Source organism: Acidovorax bellezanensis (genome assembly GCF_025421555.1).
GTDB lineage: Bacteria > Pseudomonadota > Gammaproteobacteria > Burkholderiales > Burkholderiaceae_C > Comamonas > Comamonas bellezanensis.
On record NZ_JAODYH010000004.1, the window covers coordinates 538,917 to 562,999 of the forward strand.

Consider the following 24,083-nt stretch of genomic DNA (forward strand, 5'->3'; position numbering starts at 1 on the left):
CCCTGGTGTCAACTGTAAAACCACGTATTTGCCGCTCAGATTTGCGCTATCAGCTATACCAAAACCGTCCATCGCGGCAGGCAGCGCCGGCCTAGAATTTGGCATCGCTCCATTCTCCAGGAAACACCGTGACGCCTTTCAGCCGCCGCCAACTCAGCCAATTCATCGCGTTGGCACCGCTGCTTGCCCTGCCCCTGGGCGCGCTGGCCCAAACCTACCCCAGCAAGCCGATCACGGTGGTGGTTCCTTATGCCCCGGGCGGTGGCGTAGACATTGTGACGCGCATCGTGGCACAAGAACTGGGCACTGCCTTGGCCCAAACCGTCATCGTCGACAACAAGCCGGGCGCATCGACCAACATCGGCATGGCGGCCGTCGCGAAGGCGCCCGCCGATGGCTATACGCTGCTGACGGCGTCGCCCACCCTGGCCAGCAACGGGGCGCTGTTCAAGAAACTCAACTTCAACCCCAGCGAAGATTTCACCGCCATCGGCAAGATCGGCTATGCGCCCCTGGTCATCGTGGTGCCTGCCAAGTCGCCCTTCCAGTCGCTCAAGGAGCTGATAGAGCACAGCAAGAAGAACAAGAATGAACTGTCTTACGGCTCGGCGGGCAACGGCAGTTCAGGACACCTGGCCAGTGAATTGCTGATCCAGGAAACCGGGCTCAGCGCCATCCACATTCCCTACAAGGGAGGCAGCCCGGCCATCACCGACTTGCTGGGCGGCCGCCTGTCGTTCATGTCCATCAATCCGCTGGAAGTGATCTCCCATATCCAGTCGGGCTCGCTCAGGGCGCTCGCCGTGTATGGCAGCAAGCCCACCGCGTCGGTGCCCGGACTGCCCACCACCCAATCGCTGGGCTGGCCCAAGCTGGAAGCGACCGTCTGGTGGGGCTTGATGGGCCCCAAGAACATGCCCGCCGATGTCGTTCAGCGACTCAACAGCGAGTTGCAGAAAACCCTGGCCCGCAAGGATGTGCAGGACCGGCTCGCCGACCGCGGCGCGATTGTCGACACGGGCTCGCCGCAGAAATTCGCGGAATACAGCAAGTCGGAAATCGCCAAATGGGGCAAGGTCATCAAGGACGCCGGCATACAGGCGGACTGAGCCACGAAGCGGCAAGCCGCCGCTTTCTTGATTGAAACCAGAATGTTCCAACGCACCCTGTGGATCGCCATGCTCTCCCTGCTTTCTAGCGCCAATACGCACGCCGGCCCCGCGGAAAATGCTTCCGCCCATCCGCCGCTGCGCATCATCTCCTCCATGGCGACGCGAGAAATCCTGTCGGATCTCTCCCGGCGCTTCGAGGAGCAATCGCCCCACCGCGTCGTGCTCGAATCCGTAGGCGGCGTGGACGCGGAACAAAGGGTCAAGAACGACGAGAATTTCGATGTGGTGATTCTGGCCTCGGGCGCCATCGACCGGCTTGCGGCCGGCGCGGCACTGGAGCCCGGCAGTGCCCTGGCATTTGTGCACTCCAGCATTGCCGTGGCGCAACGCGAAGGCGCCCCCAAAATCGACATCCGCAGCGAATCGGCGCTGCGCCAGGCGGTCATCGCGGCCCAAAGCATCAGCTACTCCACCGGGCCTAGCGGGGTGTATCTGCAAAATCTGTTTGAGAAATGGGGCGTTGCCGACGCACTGAAGCAGCGCACCATCGTCCCCAAACCGGGCATCCCGGTCGCGACGCTGGTGGCAAGCGGCGAAGCCGAGATCGGATTTCAGCAGCTGAGCGAGCTGATGCACGCCAAGGGCATCAGCGTCATCGGACCGCTGCCCGCGGAAATCCAGGCCGTGACCACGTTCTCGGCCGCCATTCCGAAAAACAGTGCGCAAAAATCCGCGGCCCGCGATTACATGCAATTCATCACTTCACCAGTCGCCTACCCGGTGATGGAAGCCAACGGCATGAAGCCCGCGCGATAGGCCAGGGGCTTGCGTTGGCTCACGCGGCCGCGGGCGCAGTCGATCGCAGCGCCCGGAACACCAGCAGCGACGCCGTCAGGCTGACGCTCAAGATGATGCCCAGGGCACCATAGGCCGTCAGACCGCCGGCGCTGCCCAGCGTGATGGCCGTGGCGGCGCAGCCCATTTGCAGGAATCCCAGCAAGGCCGAGGCCGCTCCCGCCTGCTGACCGAAAGGCTGCAGCGCAATGGCCGTGGCCAGCGGGTTGAGAATGCCCATGCCCAGCAGGAACACGCTCAGCGCCGCGCTGAAGAAATAGAAATCGTGCGGGCCGACCAGCAGCGCCAGACTGCCGGCCAGCGCAATGCCCATGCCGGCACGCACCACCGGCGCCGCCCCCCAGCGGCGGGCCAGGCGCGGCGCGAGAAATCCCCCGGCGAACACCACCAGCACCGTGGCCGCAAAAAACACGCCCATGGCCAAGGCCGACAGCCCAAACCCCGTCATCAGGATCGCGGGCGCCATGGAGAAGAACGCGTACAGCGCGCCTATGACCAGGCTCACGGACAGTGCGGGAGCGATGAAGCGCCGGTCGCGCAGCAACTGCCCATAGCCGGTCAGCACCGCGCGCAGCGACAGCGCGGATCGGTGGGCCCTGTGGTGCGTCTCTCCCAGCCGCAGGCGGTAATGCACGGCCAGCACCAGGGCCAGCACGCCGACGAAGCCAAACGTCGCGCGCCAGCCCAGGGCGCTGTTGAAGGCCTGGCCCAGCAGCGGCGAAAAACCAGGCGCCGCCGCCATCGCCACCATGATCAGCGACAGCACCCGCGCCAACTGCTCGCCATCGAACAGGTCGCGCGCAATGGCCCGCGCCAGGACCGAAGTCGCGCAGACGCCCAGCGCCTGGACGATGCGCCCCACAATCAGCTGCGGCAAGCTTGTCGCCAGAATGCACAGGACGCTGCCCAGCGCGAACGTGAGCAGGCCCCCGAGCACCAACCACTGGCGGCCAAATCGATCCGACAACGGCCCCACGAACAGCTGGCCCAGCGCAAAGGCCACGAAGAAGCTGCTCAGCGTGGCACTCAAATCCTGGGTGGACGCATGCAGCGCCTGCGCCATTTCAGGGAAGGCCGGCAAAATGATGTTGGTCGCCAGCGCGCCCAGGGCGGCCAGTCCGGCCAGCAGAAACAGCCGTTCTCCCGTGAGCTCGCCCCGGGCCGGGCGCGCGCCCGCCAGGCCCGCGTCCAGGGCCGCGGCGCCCTTGAGCGGCGTCACAGCGACACCCCTTCGGCGCCTGCGCCGTCCTCATCCAGGTTGGCAATGCAGGCATCCAGCAAGACATGCAAGGCCGCCACCTGCTCCACGCCCAGGCGCGCATTGAGCGCCAACTGCGCCGCCTTCCAGGCGCGCTGGCCTTCGGCCTGCTTGGCCCGCCCGGCTTCGGTCGCTTCGACCAGACGGCTGCGCGCATCGTCGCCCGCGGCCACCGTCACCCAGCCCTGGGCCACCAGGGGCTGCAGGTTGCGCGTCAGGGTCGAGGCGTCCATCTGCATGCGCCGGGCCAGGTCGCCGGGACGGATGGGTCCGAGCTTGACCACATGCGTCAGCAACGCATACTGGGTGTTCTTGAGCCCGGCCGCCCCCACGTAGCGATCGTAGTGGCGCGACACCATGCGATCGAGTTGGCGGATCTTCAGGTTGGTGCAGCCTTGCGGCGTGGTGGCGGTTTTCATGCAGATGATTGTAGCTGCAAGCATTGCAACTGCAATCTTTTATGAAAAAAAATGGGCCGCAGCCCATCAAGGCTGCGGCCCCATTTCCCCGGCGCTGGCGTGATTCAGGTCAGCGCGCTGCGGCTTGCAAGCCCTGGCGGCGCGGTGCTGCCGCGTCGCGGCGGTCCAGCGCGCCACTCCAGTAGGTCAATGCCAGCGACAGCAGCACCACCACGGCGCCTATCCAGGGCGTGTGCTGCAGGCCCCAATGGCTCACGATCAGGCCGCCGGCCCAGGCCGCGAAGGCAATGCCCAGATTGAAGGCGGCGATGTTCAGGCCCGAAGCCACATCCACGGCCTGGGGCGCAAAGCGCTCGGCCTGCTTGACCACATAGACCTGCAGGCCGGGCACGTTGCCAAAGGCCACCGCGCCCCACAACAGCACCGTCACCAGGGCCAGCCAGGCATGGGGCGCCGTGAAGTTCAGCAGCAGCAAGACGGCAGCCAGCGCGGTAAAAATGATCTTCAGCGCGGGAATCGCGCCCTTGCGGTCGGCCAGCCGGCCGCCCCACAGATTGCCCACGGCCACCGACACGCCGTAGACCAGCAGCACCCAGCCCACCGAGCCCGCGCTGAAGCCCGAGATGTCGGTCAGGATGGCGGCCAGGAAAGTGAAGGGAATGAACGTGCCGCCGTAGCCTATGGCCGTGGTGGCATAGACCAGCAGCAGGCGCGGCTGGGTCAATACCTTGGCCTGCTGCAGCAGCGATGCCGGCGCGCTGTGGCGCAGCTTGGCGGGCACGAAGACCCAGCTGCCGACGAAAGCCAGTGTCCCCAGCAGGGAGACGACGAGGAAAGTCTCGCGCCAGCCAAAATGCTGTCCGATGAAGGTGCCCAGCGGTACGCCCGTGACCAGGGCCACGGTCAGGCCGGTGAACATGATGGCAATGGCGCTGGCGGCTTTTTCCTTGGGCACCAGGCTGGTGGCAATGGTCGAACCTATGGAGAAGAACACGCCATGGGCCAGGCCCGTGAGCACGCGCGCCGCGACCAGCGATTCATAACTGGGCGCCTGCCAGGCCAGCAGGTTGCCGGCCGTGAACAAGGCCATCAGCGCCAGCAGCAAGATCTTGCGCGGCAGCTTGGCCGTCAAGGCCGTGAGCACGGGCGCGCCAATGGCGACACCCAGGGCGTACAGGCTGACCAGCAGGCCGGCCGACGGCAGACTGATGGCCAGGTCGGCGGCCAGCGTGGGCAGCAGGCCGACGATGACGAATTCCGTCGTCCCGATGGCAAAAGCGCTGATCGTCAGCGCGAGAAGGGCAAGTGGCATGGCAGCTCGTTTCAATGAAGTAGCCCGTACTATGCGGCCGCAATACTTGTCGAAAAAGCCCTGCACCATCACAATACCCTTGATTCAAAATCAATAATCCATGAAAACCACCCTCGATGAACTGCAGGCTTTCGTGACCGTGGTCGACACCGGCTCGATCACGGCCGCCGCCGAGCACCTGGCGCAGACGGTGTCGGGCGTGAGCCGCACGCTGCGCCGCCTCGAGCAAAAGCTCGATACCACCTTGCTGCGCCGCACCACGCGCAAGCTGGCACTGACCGAGGAAGGCACGCTGTTCCTGGGCCGCGCGCGCGCCATCATCGACGCGGTGGATGCGGCCGAGGACGAGCTGGCTACGCGCCGCGTGCGCCCCGCGGGCCGTCTGCGCGTGAATGCGGCTTCGCCCTTCATGCTGCACGCCGTCGTGCCGCTGCTGGCCGGCTTTCGCGCCCAATACCCCGACATCGAGCTGGAGCTCAACAGCAACGACGACTTGATCGACCTGATAGAGCAGCGCACCGACGTGGGCATTCGCATAGGCACGCTGCGCGACTCCACCTTGCACGCCACGCCGCTGGCCCGTTTTGCGCTGCGCGTGCTGGCCACGCCGGCCTACCTCAAGGCCCATGGCCGGCCGCGCCAGGTGGAAGACCTGCGCCAGCACAGTCTCATCGGCTTCACCCAGCCCGACAGCCTCAACCGCTGGCCGCTGCGCCATGCGGGCGGCGAAGACTTTGAAATCACGCCCGAGCTGCGCGCATCGAGCGGCGAAACCGTGCGCCAACTCGCGCTCGCCGGCCAGGGCATCGCCTGCCTGGCCGACTTCATGACGCATGCCGACCGCGCGCGCGGCGATCTGGTGCAACTGCTCATCCCCCACACCGTGGAGCAGCTGCAGCCCGTGAACGCCGTCTACTACCGCAACACCGAGCTGGCCGCGCGCATCCGCGTCTTCGTGGACTACCTGGCCAAGGCGCTGCAACGGCCGGGTTGAAGCGCCGCGGCTTGCGAGCCCGCGCAGAACACTTTTTTACAAATTGCATGCAATCGACGAAAATAAATCTCATTTACGTCAGAAATCGCAAAACTCATTTCTAGAATCAACGCATTTCGTTTGAAAGTTCGGATGCGCAATTTGCATTGGGGTCATGCAGTCTTATTGAGTTCGGTGATGGTGTTGGCGGGATGCGGCGGTGGAGAGGAATCTTCGGGCACGCCGCCGGTGACCGAGAGACCTCTTCCGGAGAACCCGGGCCTGGGCGACCCCCCTGGCGGCGGAGACAGCCAGGCGCCCTACGCCGAGCCCCTGGGCGGCAAATACACGCCCTTGAACGCCCTGGGCTTTTACGACCGCGACAAGACCGGACTGCCGCGCGCCGTGCGCAACGACCTGGTCGGCAGCCTGCCCGCCATGCTGCAGTTCGCGCAAAGCCATACCGTGGACCCGTCGGGCAATGCCGCCAAGCAAATGCCGACGCTGACAGCCCAGCGCGAAGCCTTGCTGTTGGTCACGCCGGACCCTTCGCTGGGTGAAGCCGCCACGCTCATGGTGGCCGTCTCGTGCAACGGGCAAAGCCTGGGCACGCTGCAGATGCGCCACCCCAACGAGATCCTGCGCGCGGACGCCAACCACCAGGACGGTCGGCCCGACTACGTTTATTCACGCCGCGCCTGGTCGGCCGTGCTGCCCTGGGACTGGGTCCAGCCGGGGCTGGAACTGCGCGTCAGCGACAACCTGAACCGCGCCGGCACCCTGACCGCCGCCGCCATCGAGTTTGCCGCACCGGCGGAGCTGGTGGTGCACAGTTTCGAGCTGGGCATGCTGACCGATCCACCCACCGATGCCGCAGGGCATTGGTTCCTGAACCAGCCCGCCAAGGCCGCCAGCGACTATTTCCAGACCGTGCCGCTGGCGCGCATCACCGCCGCCTATTACGAGAGCGTGCGCCTGAGCCGCGTGATGGTGGCCACGGGCGTGATCTACGACACGGCCAGCGCCACCGCCGGCGATGAATACAGCGGCGACATGCGGGAGAACACCGCCAAGTCCACTTTCAGCACCGGCATCAACCTGGCCAACTATGGCGTCACCAGCGCCGGCATGCAGTCGCAACAGCAACCGCAGGTGTTCCAGAGCGTGGTCGCCCACCATGCCATGGGCAAGTACAGCAACGGCGACCGAGTCCACAGCCTGAGTGGCGGCAACGGCATATTGACGCTGGAAGCCACGCGCGGCAATGAATTCAGCCACGAGATCGGCCACCACTACGGCCTGGGCCACTACCCCGGCGAAGTGGACGGCAACTACTTCTGGTCCGGCCACCACCATGACAGTGGCTGGGGCTATATCGCCTACCGCAAGCGCATGCGCGCCAATCTGCACTGGACGCGCGGCGAGAATGACGGCCTGCCAGGCATGCCGGTGTTCGAAGACTCTTACAGCTTCGCCTCGGACGCCATGGCGGGCGGCCACTACAGCAGCGCGCTGTCGCTCTACACCCACTACACCGGCTACAGCACCAGGAACAAGATCCAGCCCAGCCTGGACAAACCGGTGCTGACGCCCTCCTCGCCCACGGGCTATGCCCAATGGAACGCCAGCACGCAGACCATGGAAGCGGTGGCCCCCGCCATTCCCGCGCAAAACACCGTCTGGTTCAACAGCGCCACGGGAAAATTCCTGGCACCGCGCCTGCAAGGCGTGCCGGTCGTCACCCTGCTGGGCGGCTATGACCCCGAAACCAACAATGCGCTGCTCTACCCGGCGCTGCGCAGCAACTGGGGCAATGTCTTCCACCTGCCCGCCTCCGCCGTGGGCAGCGCCGAGCCGCGCCAATGCTGGCTGGACGTGCAGTTTTCCGCCCTTCCCAGCCAGCGCATTGCCGTGGCGGGCAAGCGCATGGAAACCGGCAAGGTCAACAAACTGCATGTCAACCTGGCCCAAAGCGACCAGCCCACGCAGGCCGAGCTGTTCTGCCAGACGGCAGCCGCCGCCCCCCAGAAGCTCTACACGCTGGCCATCCCTCACCACCTGCCCGCCATGCCCGCGCCCGTGACCGTCGGCAAGCAGGCCGGCTACAGCGCCATCCGTGCCGTGGAATTGCCCGCGCTCGAAGCGGCCTTGCTGCCTCTGGCGGACAAGAAAGTGCTGACGCTGGGCAGCGCCGACCAGTTGCTGTACGACAGCTATACCAACCATGCCCAGGACCTGTCGCCCGCCGCGCGCCTGCAGTGGGACCGCTTCACCGCGCAACAGCAGCAGGCCCAACGCCTGAACCGCTGGATGGCCGCCCATGCCCAGTCCCTGGACAAGGCCGATGCACAGCAAGCCCTGCGCGATCTGCTGCAAAAGCTGGGCCTCTCCAGCCAGCCCTTGATTCCCGCGGCCCAGTCCATGCGCATGGCCAATGGCAACTGCATCCAGAAGCTGGGCGCCGACGTGCGCATCGCCGGCAAGAGCCTGTGCACGGCAGACGCCAACGAGCAATGGATTCTGGACGGCCGCGGCAGCATTCGCAGCCGCGCCGACCTGGGCCTGTGCCTGACCGACCAGGGCGGCAGCAATGCCGTCAAGCTGACGGCCTGCGATGTGCGCAACGATAACCAGGTCTGGGACACCAGCGTGCCCAAGCGCATTGCGCGCGGCAACCGCTGCCTGGACCTGTCCAGCGGCAACTTGAGCAACAACCTGGGCCGCCTGATCACCTACAGCTGCACGGGGGGTGCCAACCAGCAGTGGAGCGGGCTGCTGCCTGGCGACAGCCTGGCCTTGTCCTTGATCGACAGCCGCTATGCGGGCTATCTGGAAGTCCTGGGGCCCGTGCCGGCGGCACGTTAACGCGTTGGCGCGCGCAGCGGCCCAGGTTCCACGCCCGCGCGCATCCGCGCCGCAATCTCCAGCAGCACGCCAGGCAGATCCTGGATGCTGTCCACCACGTAATGCGCGCCGGCCGCACGCAGCTTGTGCTCGGCGGCGGCAATGCGCGCGGCGACTTCCTCGGCCGGGGCCTGGGCGTATTCGGCCAGCGAATAGCCGACCTCGTTGCCCGACAGACTCAGGCCCACGGTCCACATGCCGGCGTTGCGGCCCTCATCGATGCCGGGCACGGTGTCATCGACCTTCACGCAGGCACGCACATCGCCGATGCCCAGGGCCAGCACATTGGCCAGCGCCATGAACGGGCCCGGGCGCGCGCCCGCGGCCAGCTCGTCGCCGGCCACCACATATTCGGGCGCCACGCCAGCCGCGGCCGCCTGGGGCAGCAGCTTGTCCAGCACGACGCGTGGGTAGCCCGAGCAGGAGCCCGTGCGCAGTCCCTGGTCGCGCAGCCATTGCAGGACTTCGGCCGCGCCGGCGATGGGCGCGGAGAACTCGCCGACCTTGGCGATCTGCAAAGGCATGAAGCGCGCGTAGACCGCGTCCACGTCGGCGTCTTGCGGCGCCTGGCCGAACACCCGCAGCCATTGGGCGTGGATCAAAGGCTCCTGCAGCAGCTGGTGGATGTGCTGCCATTTGGACAAGCCCATGGGACCGCGCGCCTGGGCCAGCGTGATGCTGATGCCGAAAGTCGCAAAAGCTTCCACGAAGATCTGCGTCGGGGCCAGCGAGCCGAAGTCGACCAGGGTGCCGGCCCAGTCAAAAACAACGCCTTGCAAAGGCGCCAAGTCGGCGGGCGCGGCGTCGGGCAAGAAGGCGCAGGTGTCGGAGAAAAGTGGCACGAGGGTGGCGGTCATGGTGTGGTTCCAAGGAAAGAGACAAAGAAAGGCAGCACAGCGGCAACTGGCAGGAAGTGAGCAGCGACATGGCTCAGGCCAGGGCGCGAATGAAGTTGCGCCCGCGCGGGCCGCGCGCGGCGGCCTGCACCATCCGGTCCCAGTCCGCGGCGCTCAGGCCGAACTGGGCGGGGTCGGTGGAGACGCCCAGGCCGTGCAGAAAGTCGCGCAGACGGGCGACGGCGGCCGCGCCGCTGGCGGCGCCGAAGACCGACAGCAAGGCCGCGTCGCATTGCGCGTCCGCGCCCAGCGCCATCTCCAGCACCAGCGGCAGGCTGAACGAGCAGGCAATGCCGTGCACCTGGCCGTAGCGCAGCGTGATGTCGTAGGACAGCGAATGCGCCAGCGCCGTCTTGGTGTTGGAAAACGCCAGGCCGGCCATCAGCGCGGCTTCGGCCAGCTCGGCGCGCAAGCTGGCGTTGCTCAGGTCCTGCATCAGCGCCGGCAGGGTCTGCAGGATGCGCTGCGCGGCGCGCACGGCCAGGGCGGTCGAGACCGGGTTGCGGTGCACGTTCCACAGGGATTCGAGCGCATGCGACAGCGCGTCCAGGCCGCTGGCCAGGGTAGACGGGCCGGGCAGGCTGAGCATGAGTTCGGCGTCGATCAGCGCTGCCTCGGGCCAGGTCCAGGGCTGGTGCAGCGAATGCTTGCGCCCGCCCGCCTGGTCCCACAACGTGGCCCAGGGCGTGACTTCGCTGCCCGTGCCGGCCGTGGTGGGAATGGCGATCAGCGCCTTGTGCGCGCCGGCCGGCAGCTGCGCGCCCTGCTCCAGCACCGCCAGCAACTCGGCAAACGCGCCCGAAGGCGTGGCGCACATCAAGGCCTTGGCCGTGTCGATCACGCTGCCGCCGCCCAAGGCCACCAGACAGGGCACGTCAGCGTGATCGCGGTGCACGCGCTCATACAGCGGTGCCAGCCATTGCACATCGGGGTTGGGCAGGATGTCGCTGACCACGGCGCGCAGCTGCGCGCCCAGCAGCCCGCGCAGCTTGTCGACCAGGCCCAGGCCGTGGGCTTCGGGGAAAGTCACCAGAATGCAGTCACGGCCTTGGAGCAGGGCCGGCAGCTGTTGCAGGCCACCGGGAGCAGCGTGAATGTGTACGGGGTTGTGATAGGTCCACACGGTGAATTGCCTAGAAAAATGAAAAGGGAGAAAGACACGCCCAGGGCGAAGCCACCGGCGGCAGGACTCAACGCTGCCGGGCTTTGAAAAGGTCTCGGGGGAAGTGCGCCGCCGGGAGCACCCGGCGGCGGCGATCAATGCCTCTGTATGCGCTGGCGCAAGAGGTTGGAGATCAGGTCGGCAATGATCACCATGGCGGTGATGACGACGATGCAGGTCGCGGTTTCCTGGTAGCGGAACAGCTTGAGGCTGCCGACCAGCTCGAAGCCCAGCCCGCCCGCGCCGACCATGCCCAGCACCGTGGCCGAGCGCAGATTGACTTCGAAGCGGTACAGCACGACGGCGATCCAGGCCGTGATCGCCTGGGGCACGACACCAAAGACGATGACCTGCAGCTGGCTCGCCCCCGCACTGCGCAGGGCTTCCAGCGGGCCGCTGTCGATTTCTTCGATGCTTTCGGCAAAGAACTTGCCCAGCATGCCCATGCCGTGCAGCGCCAGGGCCAGCACGCCGGGGAAGGGCCCCAGACCCACGGCCGAGACGAAGACCAGGGCCAGGATCAGCTCGTTGATGCTGCGCACCACGTTCAGAAACTGCCGCGTGACCCGGCGCAGGCCGTGCCAGCTGTGCAGGTTGCTGGCCGCGATGAAGGACAGCGGCAGGGCCAGCACGATGCTCAGCAGCGTGCCCCAGATCGCGATCTGAATGGTCTCCATGGCCGGCGCCCACAGCCGCGGCAGGATGCTCCAGTCGGGCGGCACCGAGCGCGACAGGAAGTCGGCGATCTGCGGCATGCCGTTGGCCAGCTCGCCCCAGCTCAGCTGCGCGCCCGTCGCGCTCCACTGCAGCACCCAGCCCAGGGCCAGGGCGATGGCGGCGTAAACCAGCCAGCCGCTTTTGCCCGCGGGGGGCGTGACCGTCCAGCGGTAGGAATCTTTGTGCATGGTATGGCTCACAGCAGGCCTCCGGCGGGAATGGCGTGTTGCCACGGGTGGGGCGCAGCGGGCGTCACCGCCTGCGGCTGCGCGTGGTAAATGGCTTGCAGCGCGGCTTCATCGAGTCCGTGCGTACTGCCGTCGTAGACCATGCGGCCCTGGGCCAGGCCCACGATGCGGTCGCCGAACTCGCGCGCATAGTCGACCTGGTGCAGGTTGCAGACCACGGCAATGCCCAGGCCGCGCGTGGCATCGCGCAGGTACTGCAGCACGCTGCGCGCGGTCTTGGGGTCCAGGCTGGCGACAGGCTCGTCGGCCAGGATCACTTGCGGCTGCTGGGCCAGCGCCCGGGCAATGCCCACGCGCTGCATCTGCCCGCCCGACAAGGAATCGGTGCGCTCGTGCGCCTTGTGCGCCAGGCCCACGCGCTCCAGGCATTCGTGCGCCAGAGCTATATCGCTTTGGCGAAACAGCTGCAACATGGACGGCAGGGTGGACAGCGCGCCCAGGCGCCCCGTGAGCACGTTCTTCAGCACCGACAGCCGGGGCACGAGGTTGTGGTGCTGGAACACCATGGCCGCCTGGCGCGCCAGTTGCCGGCGCGAGTGGCGCGCCATCAAATCGATGCCGCCGACCTGCAGCGTGCCGCTGTCGGGCTGGGCCAGTCCGTTCATGCAGCGCAGCAGCGTGGACTTGCCGGCGCCCGACAGTCCCAGCATCACCACGAACTCGCCGGGCTGGACGTCGAGGTCTATGCCGTGCAGCACATGGTTGCTGCCGAAGCTCTTGCGCAGTTGGCGGGCGTGGATCATTTCATTTTCCCGAGGTCGAGGTTCAAGGCCTTGGCGGTCTGGCGGACCACGTCGTAGGCCTTGTCGTTGGTCGGTGCAAAACCGTTGAGCACGCCCTGGTCGCCCCAGGGCAGGCCCTTGATGTCGGCCAGCGCGGCAGCGACTTTCTGCTTGGTCGCGGCGTCCAGGCTCTTGCGCCAGACCATGGGCGACTCGGGGATGGGCTGCGAGCGCCAGATGACCTGGAAGTCCTCGCCCTTGATCAGGCCCTTGGCGATGGCCGACTCGAAGATGCGGTCGGCCACGGCCGCGCCGTCGACCTTGTTGTTGGCCACGGCCATGATGTTGGCGTCGTGCGAGCCCGAGAAAATCACGCGCGAGAAGTGCTTTTCCGGATCGAAGCCGTCGGCCAGCAGCCCGGCCTTGGGAAACAGATGGCCCGAAGCCGAAGTCGGGTCGACAAAGGCGAACGTGCGCCGCTGCAGCTTGGCCACGCTGTCCAGGCCCGAATCCTTGCGGGTGATGAGCAGGCTGTGATAGGCGCTGGTGCCGGTCTTCTTGGTCACGGCGACGGCAAAGGCTTCGGCGTTGGCCATGCTGCTGGCCAGCACATAGGAGAACGGGCCGAGGTAGGCGATGTCCAGCTTGCCCGAGCGCAGGGCTTCGATCACGCCGTTGTAGTCGTTGGCCACGAAGGGGCGCACTTTCATGCCGGTCTTCTCGGCCAGTTGGTCCATCACCTGCTGGCTGGAGCGGATCATGGCCTGGGCGTCTTCGGAAGGGATCAGGCCGACGCGCAGTTCCTGGGTCTGGGCCAAGGCGGCGCTGGACGTGGCGAAGGCCAGCGCCACGGCGCCAGCGAGTTGGAGGCAGTTTCTGCGGGTGGTGTGCATGGTGGCGTTCCTGGTGGCGGTCCTGGGGGACAGGGGGTGGGTAGAGAAAGGCTGTTCGACCACTCGATGGTAGGAATGCCATATTTCTTTCATGTGAAATTTTTAAACTTCTCTCATACTGTTTTTATAGATAAGACCTATAGATGAGCACCGCCCGCTACCGCGCCTTTGTCGCCGTTGCCAACCAGGGCAGCCTCAGCGCCGCCGCGCGCTCGCTGAACCTGAGCCAGCCCACGATTTCGGCCCAGATCAGCGCCTTGGAGCAGCGCAGCGAAGTCGAGTTGTTTTACCGCCGCGGCTACCGCATGAGCCTGTCGCCGGCCGGCGAGCAGTTGCTGCCCATCGCCCAAAAAATCCTGGCGCTCGACGCCGAGGCCGAGTTCTTTCTGCGCGACTCGGGCCAGCTCAACCAGGGAACGCTCAACCTGGGCGCGGTCGGCCCCTTCCACGTGATCGAAATGGTCGCCGCCCACCGACTGCGCCACCCCGGCATCCAGGTCGCGATCCGCATGGGCAACTCCAAGCAGGTGCTGGCCGATCTCGAGCGTTACGCCACCGACATCGGCGTGCTCGCCGGCCTGCACGACAGCCCGGGCCTCGAAGCCCTGCTCTACGCCTGCCACCCCATCATCCTGTTCGCCCACAAGGACCACCCATTGGCGCGGCACGACAGCGTGCCCATCGCCCGTTTGCAGGGCGTGGAAATGCTGCGCCGCGAAGCCGGCTCCACCACGCAAGCGGCCATGGACGCCACGCTGCAGGCCGCGGGCGTGCACACGCCTTGCGCCCTTGAAGTCGGCAGCCGCGAAGCCCTGCGCGAAGCCGTGGCCCATGGCCTGGGCCTGGGCGCCGTCTCGGAAGCCGAGTTCATTCCCGACCCGCGCTTCAAGCCCATCCGCATAGACGGCGACCCGGCGAGCACCAGCACCTACCTGCATTTCGTGCGCGAGCGCCGCGCCAGCCTGCTGATCCAGTCCTTCCTGCAGGCGCTGGGCATGGCGCAGCAGGAGGCGTCCTAGCGGCCCCGGCGGGTTCTACACCGCGCCCGGCGCGATCCGCTCCAGGGCCGCGCTGAGCAATGCGGCGAGCTGCGGCACCTGGGCCCTGGGCAGGCGCGATGCGGGCGCGACAAAACCCAGCGCCGCCTCTCCGCAGCTGCCATAGGTGAAGCGCACGCCCACGCCGCGCAAGCCTTTGGCATAGATATGCGCATAGCCTTGCGCGCGCGCCTCGCTGATCCACTTGCGCAAACGGATCAAGCCCATCTGATTGGCCTCATATTCCGCGCGGCAGCGCTGGTAATGCGCTTGCACTTGGGCGTCATCCAGATGGGCCAGCAGCGCAAAACTGGGAATGCCCAGGCCCAGCAGACGCAGATTGCCCACGGATTCGCCGAAATCCCGCACCGGGCGCGAGCCCTCTTCGAGGTACAGGCAATGGCTGCGGTCGCCCGCTCTCACCACCAGAAACAAGGGCTCATTCACGCGCCGCACCAGTGACTTCATGAGCGGCGCGTATTGCACCAGCAAGGGCGGGCGCTGCAACGCGGCCTGGCCCAGGGCCATGGCCTGCAAGCCCAGCCGAAAGCCTTCGGTGCGCCCTTCGCGATGCACCAGGCCGTGGCCTTCCAGCGCCTTGATCAAGCGGTGCGTCGTGGTGCGGTCCAGCCCGCTTTGCGCGGCCAACGCCGCCACGCTGATTCCCGCTCCATGCTGCGCGGCCACCAGCGCCAGCAGGCGCAAGGCGCGGTCCGTGCTTTGCGCACCCTTGCCACTGTTGTCCAGGTCGTCGGCGATATCCATGGGGCGGCTTTCTCCTGCGCGGCGCGCGCGCTGCGAGGGCACGGCCATGCCGTGCGGGATCTACTGGAAATCCCTGGATTGTGCATATGGTGCACAAAAACCGCTTCTCCGATTGTCCCTTGGCGGCAGTTCACATTCAATCAACAGCCATGCCACAAATCACTTTGATTGCGACTGCTTCATGACACCGTTCAACACGCGCATCCTGCCCCAGAGCGAGGAATTCCAAGGCCAACGCGACGGCATGCTGTCCTTGGTGGACCAGCTGCAAGCGCTGGAGCAACGTGCGGCCACCACTTCCGCGCGCTCGGCCGCCCGGTTTGCCAAGCGCGGCGCGCTGCTGCCCCGCGAACGCATGGCCCGCCTGCTCGACCCCATGCGCCCCTTCCTGCCGATCTGCAATCTGGCGGGCTATGGCATGGACGGCGGCGAGCTCGACAAGACCATTCCCGGCGGCTCGCAGATCGCTGGCATCGGTTTTGTCGGCGGCGTGCGCTGCATGGTGGTGGCCACCGATTCCGGCATCAACGCCGGAGCCTTGACCGAGGCAGGCAACCAGAAACTGATGCGCTGCCAGGAAATCGCGCTGGAAAACAAGCTGCCTTTCGTGCACCTGGTGGAATCGGCCGGCTCCAATCTGCGCCAGTACCGGGTCGAGAAATTCGTCCGCGGCGGGGGCATGTTCTACAACCTGGCGCGGCTGTCCGCGGCCGGCCTGCCGGTCATCACCGTGGTGCACGGCTCCTCCACCGCCGGCGGCGCCTATATGCCCGGGCTGTCGGACTACGTGGTGATGGTGCGCGGCCAGGCCAAGGCCTTCCTGGCCGGGCCGCCGCTGCTCAAGGCGGCCACGGGCGAAGTGGCGACGGCCGAAGAGCTCGGCGGCACCGACATGCATGCTGCCATCAGCGGCCTGGCCGAATACGTGGCCGAGGACGATGCCCATGCGATCGCGCTGGTACGCGACATCCTGTCCCTGCTCCCCTGGGAGCGCGCAGCCCCCGCTGCCGACGCCGCACCGCCTTGCCTGCCCACGGAGGAACTGGCCGGCGTGATGGTGCTAGAGCACAAGAAGCCCGTCGACATGCGCGAAGTCATCGCGCGCCTGGTGGACGACTCGCGCTGGATGGATTTCAAGCCCGACTACGGCCCGGCCACCGTCTGCGGCCATGGCCGCATGGCGGGGCAGACCGTGGGCTTCATCAGCAACAACGGCTCGCTCGATCCCGCGGGCGCCACCAAGGCCGCGCAGTTCATCCAGCTGTGCAACCAAAGCCAGACACCCATCGTCTTCCTGCAGAACACCACGGGCTTCATCGTCGGTCGCGCCTCGGAAGAGGCCGGAATGATCAAGCACGGCGCCAAGCTGATCCAGGCCCTGTCCAACTCCAGCGTGCCGCAGATCACCATTTACTGCGGCGCCTCGTTTGGCGCGGGCAACTACGGCATGTGCGGACGCGCCTTCAAGCCGCGCTTTTGTTTCTCCTGGCCCAACGCCCGCACCGCGGTCATGGGCGGCGAGCAAGCGGCCACCACGCTGGAGATCGTGGAGCGCGACAAGGCGCAGCGCAAGAACCAAGCCGTCGACGAAGCCGTTCTGGCCGCGCAGAAAGCCGAAACCATCGCCCATTTCGACAAGCAGGCCAGCGCCTTCTACACCAGCGGCCACCTGCTGGATGACGGCGTGATCGATCCCCGCGCCACGCGCGACGTCCTGCTGTTCGCGCTGGCCACCATAGACGAAGCCCAGCGCCGCCAGCCGCGCGCCATGCAGTTTGGCGTGGCCCGTTTCTAAGCCCGTCCCATTCTTTTCCAGGACCCCTATGCTTTACACCGCCGAACACCATGCCTTGATGGCCAGCATCCGCCGTTTTGTCGCCAGCGAAATCGACCCCTTCGTGGACGAATGGGAGGCCAACGAGATCTTTCCCGCCCACGAGCTGTTCAAGAAAATGGGGCAGCTGGGCTTTCTGGGCATTTCCAAGCCCGAAGCCTACGGCGGCATGGGCCTGGATTTTTCCTACGCGCTGGCCGCGGCCGAAGCCATAGGCCATGCCAAGGCCCAGGGGGTGGGCATGGGCATAGGTGTGCAAAGCAATATGGCGACGCCCGCGCTGGCGGCCTTCGGCTCTGACGCACTGCGCCGCGAATTCCTGGCACCGGCCATCGCCGGCGACATGGTCTGCAGCATCGGCGTCTCGGAGCAAGGCGCGGGCTCGGATGTCTCGTCCCTCAAGACCTCGGCGCGGCGCGACGGCGACGACTATGTGATCAACGGCTCCAAGATGTGGATCACCAACGGCACCCAGGCCGACTGGATCTGCCTGCTGGCCAACACCTCCGACGGCCCGGCGCACAAGAACAAGTCGCTGATCATCGTGCCGCTCAAGCACAACGGCCAGCGCGCCAAGGGCGTGGAAGTGCAGAAGATCAAGAAGTTCGGCATGTGGTCGTCCGATACGGCCCAGATCTTCTTCGACGACGTGCGCGTGCCCGTGCGCCACCGCATTGGCGAGGAAGGCATGGGCTTCATCTACCAGATGAAGCAGTTCCAGGAGGAGCGGCTGGACGGCGCGGCGCGGCGCCTGGCCTGCATGTCCCTGATCCAGGACACGGCCGACTACTTGCGCCAGCGCATTGCCTTCGGCCGCCCGCTGCTGGACAACCAGTACATCCAGTACAAGCTGGCCGAACTCAAGACCGAACTCGAAGCCCTGCGCTCGCTGATCTACCGGGCGACCGAGGCCTATATCCAGGGCGAAGACGTGATCGAGCTGGCCTCCATGGCCAAGCTCAAGGCCGGCCGCCTGGGCCGCGAGATTGCCGACTGGTGCATGCAATTCCAGGGCGGCATGGGCTACACCTGGGAAAACTCCGCTTCCCGCGCCTACCGGGACTACCGCCTGGGCTCCATAGGCGGCGGCGCCGACGAAGTCATGATGATGGTCATCGCCCGCAAGATGGGCTTGATGGATTTTGGCGCCTGAAAGTCCCGCCATGTCCAGCCATTCCTCTCTTCTTGTGACGCGTCTGCAAGACGTGCTGTTCCTGACCTTGAACTGCCCGGCCACCCGCAACGCCCTGGCCCCCGAACTGGTGGCGGAGTTGGCCCAGGCCATCGCCAGCGTCCAGGGCGATGCGCAGCTGCGCGCCATCGTGCTGCGCGGCAGCCAGGGCTTTTTCTGTGCCGGCGGCAACATCGGCAGCTTCCAGGCGCGCCTGGACCAAAGCCCGCAGGCCGATGCCGACGCACTGGCCTCTGACCCGGTCGCCGCGCGCAATCGTGCCTTCGGCCGCTTCCTCGAACAATTGGCTGCGCTGCCCGTGCCCCTGATCGCCGCCGTGGAAGGCGCGGCCATGGGCGGCGGCATGGGCCTGGCGTGCACGGCCGACATCGTTCTGGCAACGCACGGCGCCAAGTTCGCGCTGACGGAAACTGCGCTGGGCATCATTCCGGCGCAGATCGCTCCCTTCGTCGACGCGCGCATAGGCCGGCGCAACACCTTGCGCCTGGGGCTGTTTGGCGAGCGCGTCAGCGGCGATCAGGCCCAAGCCCTGGGCCTGGTCGATGAGCTGGCCGCGGACAGCGCCGCGCTGGACGCCTTGCTGGCCCAGTGGCTCACGCGCATGGCCCGCTGCGCGCCGGGCGCCAACCAGGCCCTCAAGCGGCTGTTCGCTGCGGACGCCGCCCCCGCCCTGGCAGCCCGCCTGGACCACGCCGCGCTGGCTTTCGCCCAATGCATGCGCCATGAAGGCGCCGAAGGCATTGCCGCATTCCGCGAGAAGCGCCCGGCGGCCTGGCAGGCCGAGTTCAGCGCCCAGGACATACGGCAGACCCATACCCCGCCCGCCGCGCCCGCATCTTCCCGCCTGCCCTCTCTTCAGACCGCGCCATGACCGTCACCAAAAACATCCGCCCCTTCCGCTGCGTGCTGATCGCCAACCGCGGCGAGATTGCGCTGCGCATCATCCAGACAGCGCGCCAATTGGGCTACCGCACCGTGGCCATTTACTCCGAGGCCGACCGCCTCAGCCCGCATGTACAGGCCGCGGACAGCGCCGTGCTGGTCGGCGGGCCGCTGCCGCGCGACAGCTATCTCGACAGCGACGCCATCCTCGCGGCCGCCCGCCTGAGCGGTGCCGATGCCATCCACCCCGGCTATGGCTTTCTCGCGGAAAACGCGGACTTCGCCAACGCCGTGGACGCCGCCGGCCTGGTCTTCATCGGCCCGACCGGCGCCGCCATGCAGGCCATGGGCAACAAGGCCCGGGCCAAGCAGCTGATGATGGCCGCCGACATGCCTTGCATTCCCGGCTACCAGGAAGCAGACCAGGCGGACAGCGCTTTTGTGGCCGCGGCCGCGCGCATCGACTTCCCCGTGATGGTCAAGGCCGCGGCCGGCGGCGGCGGCCGGGGCATGCGCCTGGTGCACAGCCCAGCCGATCTGCCCGCCGCCCTGGCCTCGGCGCGTTCCGAAGCCCAGCAAGCCTTTGGCAGCGCCGAGCTGATCCTGGAAAAAGCCATCCTCGCGCCGCGCCATATCGAGATCCAGCTGCTCGCGGACAGCCAGGGGCATTGCATCTACCTGGGGGAGCGCGACTGTTCCATCCAGCGACGCCACCAGAAAGTGATTGAAGAAGCGCCCTCCACCGTGGTCACGCCCGCGCTGCGCCAGCGCATGGGCGAGGCCGCCGTCAAGGCCGCCCAGGCCATTGGCTACATAGGCGCCGGCACCATGGAGTTCTTGCTCGACACCCAAGGGCATTTCTACTTCATGGAAATGAACACCCGCCTGCAGGTCGAGCATGCGGTGACCGAAGCCATCACCGGGCTGGACCTGGTGGCCTGGCAGTTCAGGATCGCCGCAGGCGAGCCGCTCAGCCTGCAACAAGCCGACGTCCACTACCAGGGCCACGCCATCGAGGCACGCCTCACCGCCGAGGACGTATACGCGGGCTTTCTGCCGCAAACCGGCAATGTGCTGTTCTGGCGCGCGCCCAATGCACCGCCGCCTGGCCCGCTGTCCAGCCACCAGCAGGCGCTGGATGTGCGCGTGGACCACGCGCTGCGCGATGGCTGGGTCATCAGCCCTTACTACGACTCCATGATCGCCAAGGTCGTGGCCCATGGCGCCACCCGCGAGGAAGCGCGGCGCAAGCTGGTGCAGGCGCTGGAGCAATGCGTGCTGCTGGGCGTGCCGACCAACCAGCGCTTTCTGGTGGAGTGCCTGAACTCCGCGCAGTTCGCGGCGGGCCGCGAGATCCACACCGGTTTTGTGGCGCAAACCATGGCCCACAGCCTGGCCCAGGCCCCGGCGCCGCAGGAGCGCACCGTGGCCTACGCCGTGCTGGCCAGGCTGCTCGCCAGCCAGGGCCTGGCCGAGCTGGGCGCAGGTCGCCTGCAGCAACAGACCGCCACCGCGCTGGAGTTGCGCCACGGCCAGCAGCGCTGGCAAGCCCAGGTGCAGGCCACAGCCCAGGGCTGGGACATTGCACTGCAGACGCAGACCGGGGAGGACGCAGCGACTGCCGCCGCGCGCTTCGAGATGCGCGACCTGTTGTGGCTGGACGCCGGGCGGCGCCAGTTCCAGGTGCAATGCAATGGCATGGTGGAGAGCGCGGCGGCCGTGGCCACCGGCTTGCAGCTGGACCTGTTCCATGCCGGCCAGGCCTGGCATTTCGAGCAGACCGACGCCCACAAATCCGGCCAGGCCAGCCAGGACGGCGGCGTGATCACCGCGCCCCTGACGGGACGCGTGGTCGCCGTCGCCGTGAAGGAAGGCGATACGGTGAGCGCAGGCCAACGCATCGCCGTGCTCGAAGCCATGAAGATGGAACACACGCTGCACGCCCCCATTGCCGGGCGTGTGGTGGAACTGCGCACCATGGCCGGCCAGCAAGCCGCCAAGGGCGCCTTGTTGCTGAGAATCGAGGAGCTCGCATGAACGCGCCCGCGAAAACCGTGCGCATCGGCGGCGCCAGCGGCTTCTGGGGCGACTCCAGCATCGCCACGCCACAGCTGCTGCAAGTCCCGGGCCTGCAATACCTGGTCTATGACTACCTCGCGGAAACCACGATGGCCATCCTGGCCCGGGCCCGCAGCAAGAAGCCGGAATTGGGCTACGCCACGGACTTTGTCACCGCGGCCATGCTGCCCCACCTGCAGGCCATCCGGCAGCAAGGCGTACGCGTGGTGTCCAACGCCGGCGGGCTCAACCCCAAGGCCTGCGCCCAGGCCTTGGCCCAGGCGGCCGAAAGCCAGGGCTTGTCCTTGCACATCGCCGTGGTCACGGGCGACGATGTCAGCGCGCAGTTCGCCACGCTGCGCGAGCAGGGTCTCAAGGACATGTATACCGGCGAGGTGCCGCCGGCGCAGCTGAGCTCGGCCAACGCCTACACCGGCGCCCAAGGCATTGCGCGCGCCCTGGCGATGGGGGCCGACATCGTCATCACCGGCCGCTGCGTGGACAGCGCCGTCGTGGTCGGCGTGCTGGCCCATGAGTTCGACTGGGCCTGGGACGACTGGGACCGCCTGGCGGCCGGCACCTTGGCCGGTCACGTGATCGAATGCGGCGCCCAGGCCACGGGCGGCCTGTTCACCGACTGGCAACTCGTGCCCGACTGGGCCCATATGGGCTACCCGGTGATCGACTGTGCGGCCGATGGCAGCTTCACCCTCGGCAAGCCCGCCGGCACGGGCGGGCTGATCCACCCGGGCGCCGTGGCCGAACAGGTGTTGTACGAAGTGGGCGACCCTGCCCGCTACCAGATGCCCGATGTGGGCTGCGACTTCCGCCAGGTCAGCGTCGTGCAAGCCGGCCCCGGGCAGGTGCGTATCGCAGGCGCCAAGGGCCAGGCGCCCACCGACAGCTACAAGGCCAACGGCACCTATATCGACGGCTACCAGTTGCAGGTCATGATGGCCATCCGCGGCATCGATGCCCCCGCCAAGGCCCGCAAGACCGCGGACGCCTTGCTGCAACGCACCCGCGAGCAGCTGGCGGCCAAGGGCCTGGCCGACTACTCGCAAACCTGCGTCGAACTGCTGGGCACCGAAGCGCTCTACGGCGCCAACGCCCGCGCCTTGCCCACGCGCGAAGTCATCTTGCGCATTGCCGCCCGCCACGCCGATGCCAAGGGCCTGGGCTTTCTGCAGCGCGAATGCTCGTCGGCCGGCACCTCCATGGGGCCGGGAACCCGCTCTTCCTTTGCCGGGCGCGCGGAGATTCAGCCCGTCTTCAAAGTGTTTTCCTTCCTGGTGCCCAAGCAGCAGGTGCCGCTGTGCGTCGCACTCGAGCAGCGCCAGCAAATCCTGTCGCCCGCGGCGGTCATCGGAACGCCCACCGGCGCCGAGCCAGTGGGCCTGCCCGCCACAGAGTCAAGCAGCGTCCACCCCGAGGAGGGCGACTGGGAGCAGGTGCCCCTGGTACAGCTGGCCTGGGCGCGCAGTGGCGACAAGGGCGATGACGAGAACATCGGCGTGATTGCCCGCCGCCCCGAGCTCTACCCCTTTCTTCTCACCCAGTTGACGGCCGAGCGCGTGCACCAGTACTTCTCCCACCTGGTGGACGGAACGGTCCAGCGCTACGCAGTGCCCGGGCTGCACGCCGTGAACTTCGTGCTGCACAACGCCCTGGGCGGAGGCGGGGTCTGCAGCCTGCGCTCCGACCCCCTGGGCAAATCCTTTGCGCAAATGCTGCTGGATCTGCCCCTGCGGGTCCCGCGCCAATTGCTCGAAAACTGAGTTCCCCCAAAAAACCAACCAAGCAGGAGACACCATGACATTTCCGCATGACGCCGACAGTGCCCCGTCCGCCCAGCCTCGCCAGAGCGTTCGACTGCAGCGCTGGTGGATGCACGCCACGCTCGCCCTGGGCTTGGTCGCGGCGGGCAACGCCGCACTGGCGCAAGACCATTTTCCCAGCCGCCCCATCCGCGTGGTCGTGCCCTACACCGCCGGCGGCGTCTCGGACACCGTGACACGCCTGGTCACGCAAAAGCTGTCCGAACGCCTCAAGAACCCCGTCATCATCGAGAACCTGCCCGGCGCCAACGGCCAGATTGGCTCGCAGGCCGTCGCCAGGGCCTCGCCCGATGGCTACACCTTGCTGGTCGTGGTGGCCGGCCATGTGGTCAACCCCAGCCTCTACCCCAAGATGGGTTTCTCGCCGCTCACCGACCTCACGGGCGTGAGCCAGTTCGGCCATATTCCGCTGCTGATGGTTTCCAGCGCGGCGCTGCCGCCCAAGAACCTGTCCGAGTTCGCGGGCTGGGCCAAAGCCAACCCCGACAAAGCCAGTTTCGCCTCCAGCGGCACGGGCTCCGGCGCCCACCTGGCGGGAGAGCTGTTCGGCGAGAGCGCGCACGTCAAGCTGACCCACATCCCTTACAAGGGCATGGCGCCGGCGCTCACCGACATGTTTTCCGGGCAAGTGGCCATGGCCTTTGATTCCGTGCAGACCATGATGCCGCAGGTCAAGGCCGGCAAGCTGCGGGCCCTGGCCATCACCAGCGAGAAGCGCTGGCCCAGCAGCCCCGAGGTTCCGACCATGGCCGAGCTGGGCTATCCCAACATGACCGGCGGCAGCTGGATAGGCCTACTCGCGCCCGCCAAGGTGCCCGCGCCCGTCATCGCCAAGCTGTCGGCGGAACTGCAGTCCGTGATCGACTCGCCCGAAGTGCATGCCAAGCTGATCGAGTACGGCATCGACCCGGTCGGCGGCACGCCCGCCCAGTTCAACGCCTTCATGCAGGGAGAAGCCAAGCGCTGGGCCCAGGTGATCAAGCAGGCCAATATCCGTCTGGAGTGA

General features: G+C 66.9%; 20 protein-coding genes. 11 read left to right on the forward strand and 9 right to left on the reverse strand.

Translation table 11 applies throughout. The features are described from left to right. Positions 1-128 precede the first annotated feature (128 nt). Together N0K08_RS10680 and N0K08_RS10685 are read left to right on the forward strand one after the other, a co-directional pair. A complete protein-coding gene (locus N0K08_RS10680; RefSeq protein WP_261500275.1) occupies positions 129-1,109 on the forward strand; it encodes a Bug family tripartite tricarboxylate transporter substrate binding protein in 981 nt (326 codons plus the stop codon). 42 nt (positions 1,110-1,151) lie between these two features. Beyond that, complete coding sequence (locus tag N0K08_RS10685) at positions 1,152-1,928, forward strand: substrate-binding domain-containing protein (protein WP_261500276.1); 777 nt, start codon at positions 1,152-1,154, stop codon at positions 1,926-1,928. Between the two features lie 19 nt (positions 1,929-1,947). Here N0K08_RS10685 and N0K08_RS10690 read toward each other — a convergent pair whose 3' ends face one another. From N0K08_RS10690 to N0K08_RS10700, 3 genes are all read right to left on the reverse strand, one after another. Next, the gene (locus N0K08_RS10690; protein ID WP_261500278.1) at positions 1,948-3,186 is read right to left on the reverse strand and encodes a multidrug effflux MFS transporter; all 1,239 of its coding nucleotides are present in this window, start codon (positions 3,184-3,186) and stop codon (positions 1,948-1,950) included. Beyond that, entirely contained in the window at positions 3,183-3,644 is a 462-nt protein-coding gene (locus N0K08_RS10695) for a MarR family winged helix-turn-helix transcriptional regulator (protein ID WP_261500280.1), read from the reverse strand. The genes N0K08_RS10690 and N0K08_RS10695 overlap by 4 nt, the downstream gene beginning before the upstream one ends. Positions 3,645-3,753: 109 nt before the next feature. Continuing rightward, a complete protein-coding gene (locus N0K08_RS10700) occupies positions 3,754-4,956 on the reverse strand; it encodes an MFS transporter (RefSeq protein ID WP_261500282.1) in 1,203 nt (400 codons plus the stop codon). A gap of 100 nt (positions 4,957-5,056) precedes the next feature. Here N0K08_RS10700 and N0K08_RS10705 point away from each other — a divergent pair, with 100 nt between their 5' ends. After that, a complete protein-coding gene (locus N0K08_RS10705) occupies positions 5,057-5,950 on the forward strand; it encodes a LysR family transcriptional regulator (protein ID WP_261500284.1) in 894 nt (297 codons plus the stop codon). A 177-nt stretch (positions 5,951-6,127) separates the two neighbouring features. Then, entirely contained in the window at positions 6,128-8,794 is a 2,667-nt protein-coding gene (locus N0K08_RS10710; protein ID WP_261500286.1) for a M66 family metalloprotease, read from the forward strand. Here N0K08_RS10710 and phnX read toward each other — a convergent pair. From phnX to phnD, 5 genes are all read right to left on the reverse strand, one after another. Beyond that, positions 8,791-9,690, reverse strand: a complete 900-nt coding sequence (gene phnX / locus N0K08_RS10715) for a phosphonoacetaldehyde hydrolase (RefSeq protein ID WP_261500287.1) — start codon at positions 9,688-9,690, stop codon at positions 8,791-8,793. The genes N0K08_RS10710 and phnX overlap by 4 nt on opposite strands. A gap of 73 nt (positions 9,691-9,763) precedes the next feature. Continuing rightward, on the reverse strand, positions 9,764-10,852 hold the full coding sequence (gene psrA / locus N0K08_RS10720; protein WP_261500288.1) for an iron-containing alcohol dehydrogenase PsrA: 1,089 nt from the start codon (positions 10,850-10,852) through the stop codon (positions 9,764-9,766). A 134-nt stretch (positions 10,853-10,986) separates the two neighbouring features. After that, positions 10,987-11,796, reverse strand: a complete 810-nt coding sequence (phnE, locus tag N0K08_RS10725; protein ID WP_261500289.1) for a phosphonate ABC transporter, permease protein PhnE — start codon at positions 11,794-11,796, stop codon at positions 10,987-10,989. Positions 11,797-11,804: 8 nt separating this feature from the next. Further along, the gene (gene phnC, locus N0K08_RS10730) at positions 11,805-12,599 is read right to left on the reverse strand and encodes a phosphonate ABC transporter ATP-binding protein (protein ID WP_261500290.1); all 795 of its coding nucleotides are present in this window, start codon (positions 12,597-12,599) and stop codon (positions 11,805-11,807) included. Continuing rightward, positions 12,596-13,471 carry a phosphonate ABC transporter substrate-binding protein gene (gene phnD / locus N0K08_RS10735; protein WP_261500291.1) on the reverse strand — a complete coding sequence of 292 codons (876 nt, stop codon included), beginning with the start codon at positions 13,469-13,471 and terminating at the stop codon, positions 12,596-12,598. Before phnD ends, phnC begins: the two co-directional genes overlap by 4 nt. A 143-nt stretch (positions 13,472-13,614) precedes the next feature. Here phnD and N0K08_RS10740 point away from each other — a divergent pair, with 143 nt between their 5' ends. Next, entirely contained in the window at positions 13,615-14,490 is an 876-nt protein-coding gene (locus tag N0K08_RS10740) for a LysR substrate-binding domain-containing protein (RefSeq protein WP_261500292.1), read from the forward strand. Positions 14,491-14,505: 15 nt separating this feature from the next. Here N0K08_RS10740 and N0K08_RS10745 read toward each other — a convergent pair whose 3' ends face one another. Beyond that, entirely contained in the window at positions 14,506-15,273 is a 768-nt protein-coding gene (locus N0K08_RS10745; protein WP_261500293.1) for an IclR family transcriptional regulator, read from the reverse strand. Between the two features lie 181 nt (positions 15,274-15,454). Between N0K08_RS10745 and N0K08_RS10750 the strand changes: the two genes are divergently transcribed. Genes N0K08_RS10750 through N0K08_RS10775 form a run of 6 tightly spaced genes read left to right on the forward strand, consistent with a single transcriptional unit; the run spans position 15,455 to position 24,083 of the window. Next, on the forward strand, positions 15,455-17,068 hold the full coding sequence (locus tag N0K08_RS10750) for an acyl-CoA carboxylase subunit beta (protein WP_261500294.1): 1,614 nt from the start codon (positions 15,455-15,457) through the stop codon (positions 17,066-17,068). Between the two features lie 28 nt (positions 17,069-17,096). Then, entirely contained in the window at positions 17,097-18,260 is a 1,164-nt protein-coding gene (locus N0K08_RS10755) for an acyl-CoA dehydrogenase family protein (RefSeq protein ID WP_261500295.1), read from the forward strand. A gap of 10 nt (positions 18,261-18,270) precedes the next feature. Further along, a complete protein-coding gene (locus tag N0K08_RS10760) occupies positions 18,271-19,170 on the forward strand; it encodes an enoyl-CoA hydratase/isomerase family protein (protein ID WP_261500297.1) in 900 nt (299 codons plus the stop codon). Then, on the forward strand, positions 19,167-21,218 hold the full coding sequence (locus N0K08_RS10765; RefSeq protein ID WP_261500298.1) for an acetyl/propionyl/methylcrotonyl-CoA carboxylase subunit alpha: 2,052 nt from the start codon (positions 19,167-19,169) through the stop codon (positions 21,216-21,218). The genes N0K08_RS10760 and N0K08_RS10765 overlap by 4 nt, the downstream gene beginning before the upstream one ends. Further along, positions 21,215-23,017 carry an acyclic terpene utilization AtuA family protein gene (locus N0K08_RS10770; RefSeq protein WP_261500299.1) on the forward strand — a complete coding sequence of 601 codons (1,803 nt, stop codon included), beginning with the start codon at positions 21,215-21,217 and terminating at the stop codon, positions 23,015-23,017. The genes N0K08_RS10765 and N0K08_RS10770 overlap by 4 nt, the downstream gene beginning before the upstream one ends. Positions 23,018-23,051: 34 nt before the next feature. Continuing rightward, complete coding sequence (locus N0K08_RS10775) at positions 23,052-24,083, forward strand: Bug family tripartite tricarboxylate transporter substrate binding protein (protein WP_408642940.1); 1,032 nt, start codon at positions 23,052-23,054, stop codon at positions 24,081-24,083.

Excerpts from the sequence above, each read along its gene's own strand:
- N0K08_RS10685 (WP_261500276.1), top strand. The coding sequence starts at position 1,152 with ATGTTCCAACGCACCCTGTGGATCGCCATGCTCTCCCTGCTTTCTAGC.
- N0K08_RS10695 (WP_261500280.1), bottom strand. The coding sequence starts at position 3,644 with ATGAAAACCGCCACCACGCCGCAAGGCTGCACCAACCTGAAGATCCGC.
- N0K08_RS10700 (WP_261500282.1), bottom strand. The coding sequence starts at position 4,956 with ATGCCACTTGCCCTTCTCGCGCTGACGATCAGCGCTTTTGCCATCGGG.
- N0K08_RS10705 (WP_261500284.1), top strand. The coding sequence starts at position 5,057 with ATGAAAACCACCCTCGATGAACTGCAGGCTTTCGTGACCGTGGTCGAC.
- N0K08_RS10710 (WP_261500286.1), top strand. The coding sequence starts at position 6,128 with ATGGTGTTGGCGGGATGCGGCGGTGGAGAGGAATCTTCGGGCACGCCG.
- phnX (WP_261500287.1), bottom strand. The coding sequence starts at position 9,690 with ATGACCGCCACCCTCGTGCCACTTTTCTCCGACACCTGCGCCTTCTTG.
- phnE (WP_261500289.1), bottom strand. The coding sequence starts at position 11,796 with ATGCACAAAGATTCCTACCGCTGGACGGTCACGCCCCCCGCGGGCAAA.
- phnC (WP_261500290.1), bottom strand. The coding sequence starts at position 12,599 with ATGATCCACGCCCGCCAACTGCGCAAGAGCTTCGGCAGCAACCATGTG.
- phnD (WP_261500291.1), bottom strand. The coding sequence starts at position 13,471 with ATGCACACCACCCGCAGAAACTGCCTCCAACTCGCTGGCGCCGTGGCG.
- N0K08_RS10740 (WP_261500292.1), top strand. The coding sequence starts at position 13,615 with ATGAGCACCGCCCGCTACCGCGCCTTTGTCGCCGTTGCCAACCAGGGC.
- N0K08_RS10745 (WP_261500293.1), bottom strand. The coding sequence starts at position 15,273 with ATGGATATCGCCGACGACCTGGACAACAGTGGCAAGGGTGCGCAAAGC.
- N0K08_RS10750 (WP_261500294.1), top strand. The coding sequence starts at position 15,455 with ATGACACCGTTCAACACGCGCATCCTGCCCCAGAGCGAGGAATTCCAA.
- N0K08_RS10755 (WP_261500295.1), top strand. The coding sequence starts at position 17,097 with ATGCTTTACACCGCCGAACACCATGCCTTGATGGCCAGCATCCGCCGT.
- N0K08_RS10760 (WP_261500297.1), top strand. The coding sequence starts at position 18,271 with ATGTCCAGCCATTCCTCTCTTCTTGTGACGCGTCTGCAAGACGTGCTG.
- N0K08_RS10765 (WP_261500298.1), top strand. The coding sequence starts at position 19,167 with ATGACCGTCACCAAAAACATCCGCCCCTTCCGCTGCGTGCTGATCGCC.
- N0K08_RS10770 (WP_261500299.1), top strand. The coding sequence starts at position 21,215 with ATGAACGCGCCCGCGAAAACCGTGCGCATCGGCGGCGCCAGCGGCTTC.
- N0K08_RS10775 (WP_408642940.1), top strand. The coding sequence starts at position 23,052 with ATGACATTTCCGCATGACGCCGACAGTGCCCCGTCCGCCCAGCCTCGC.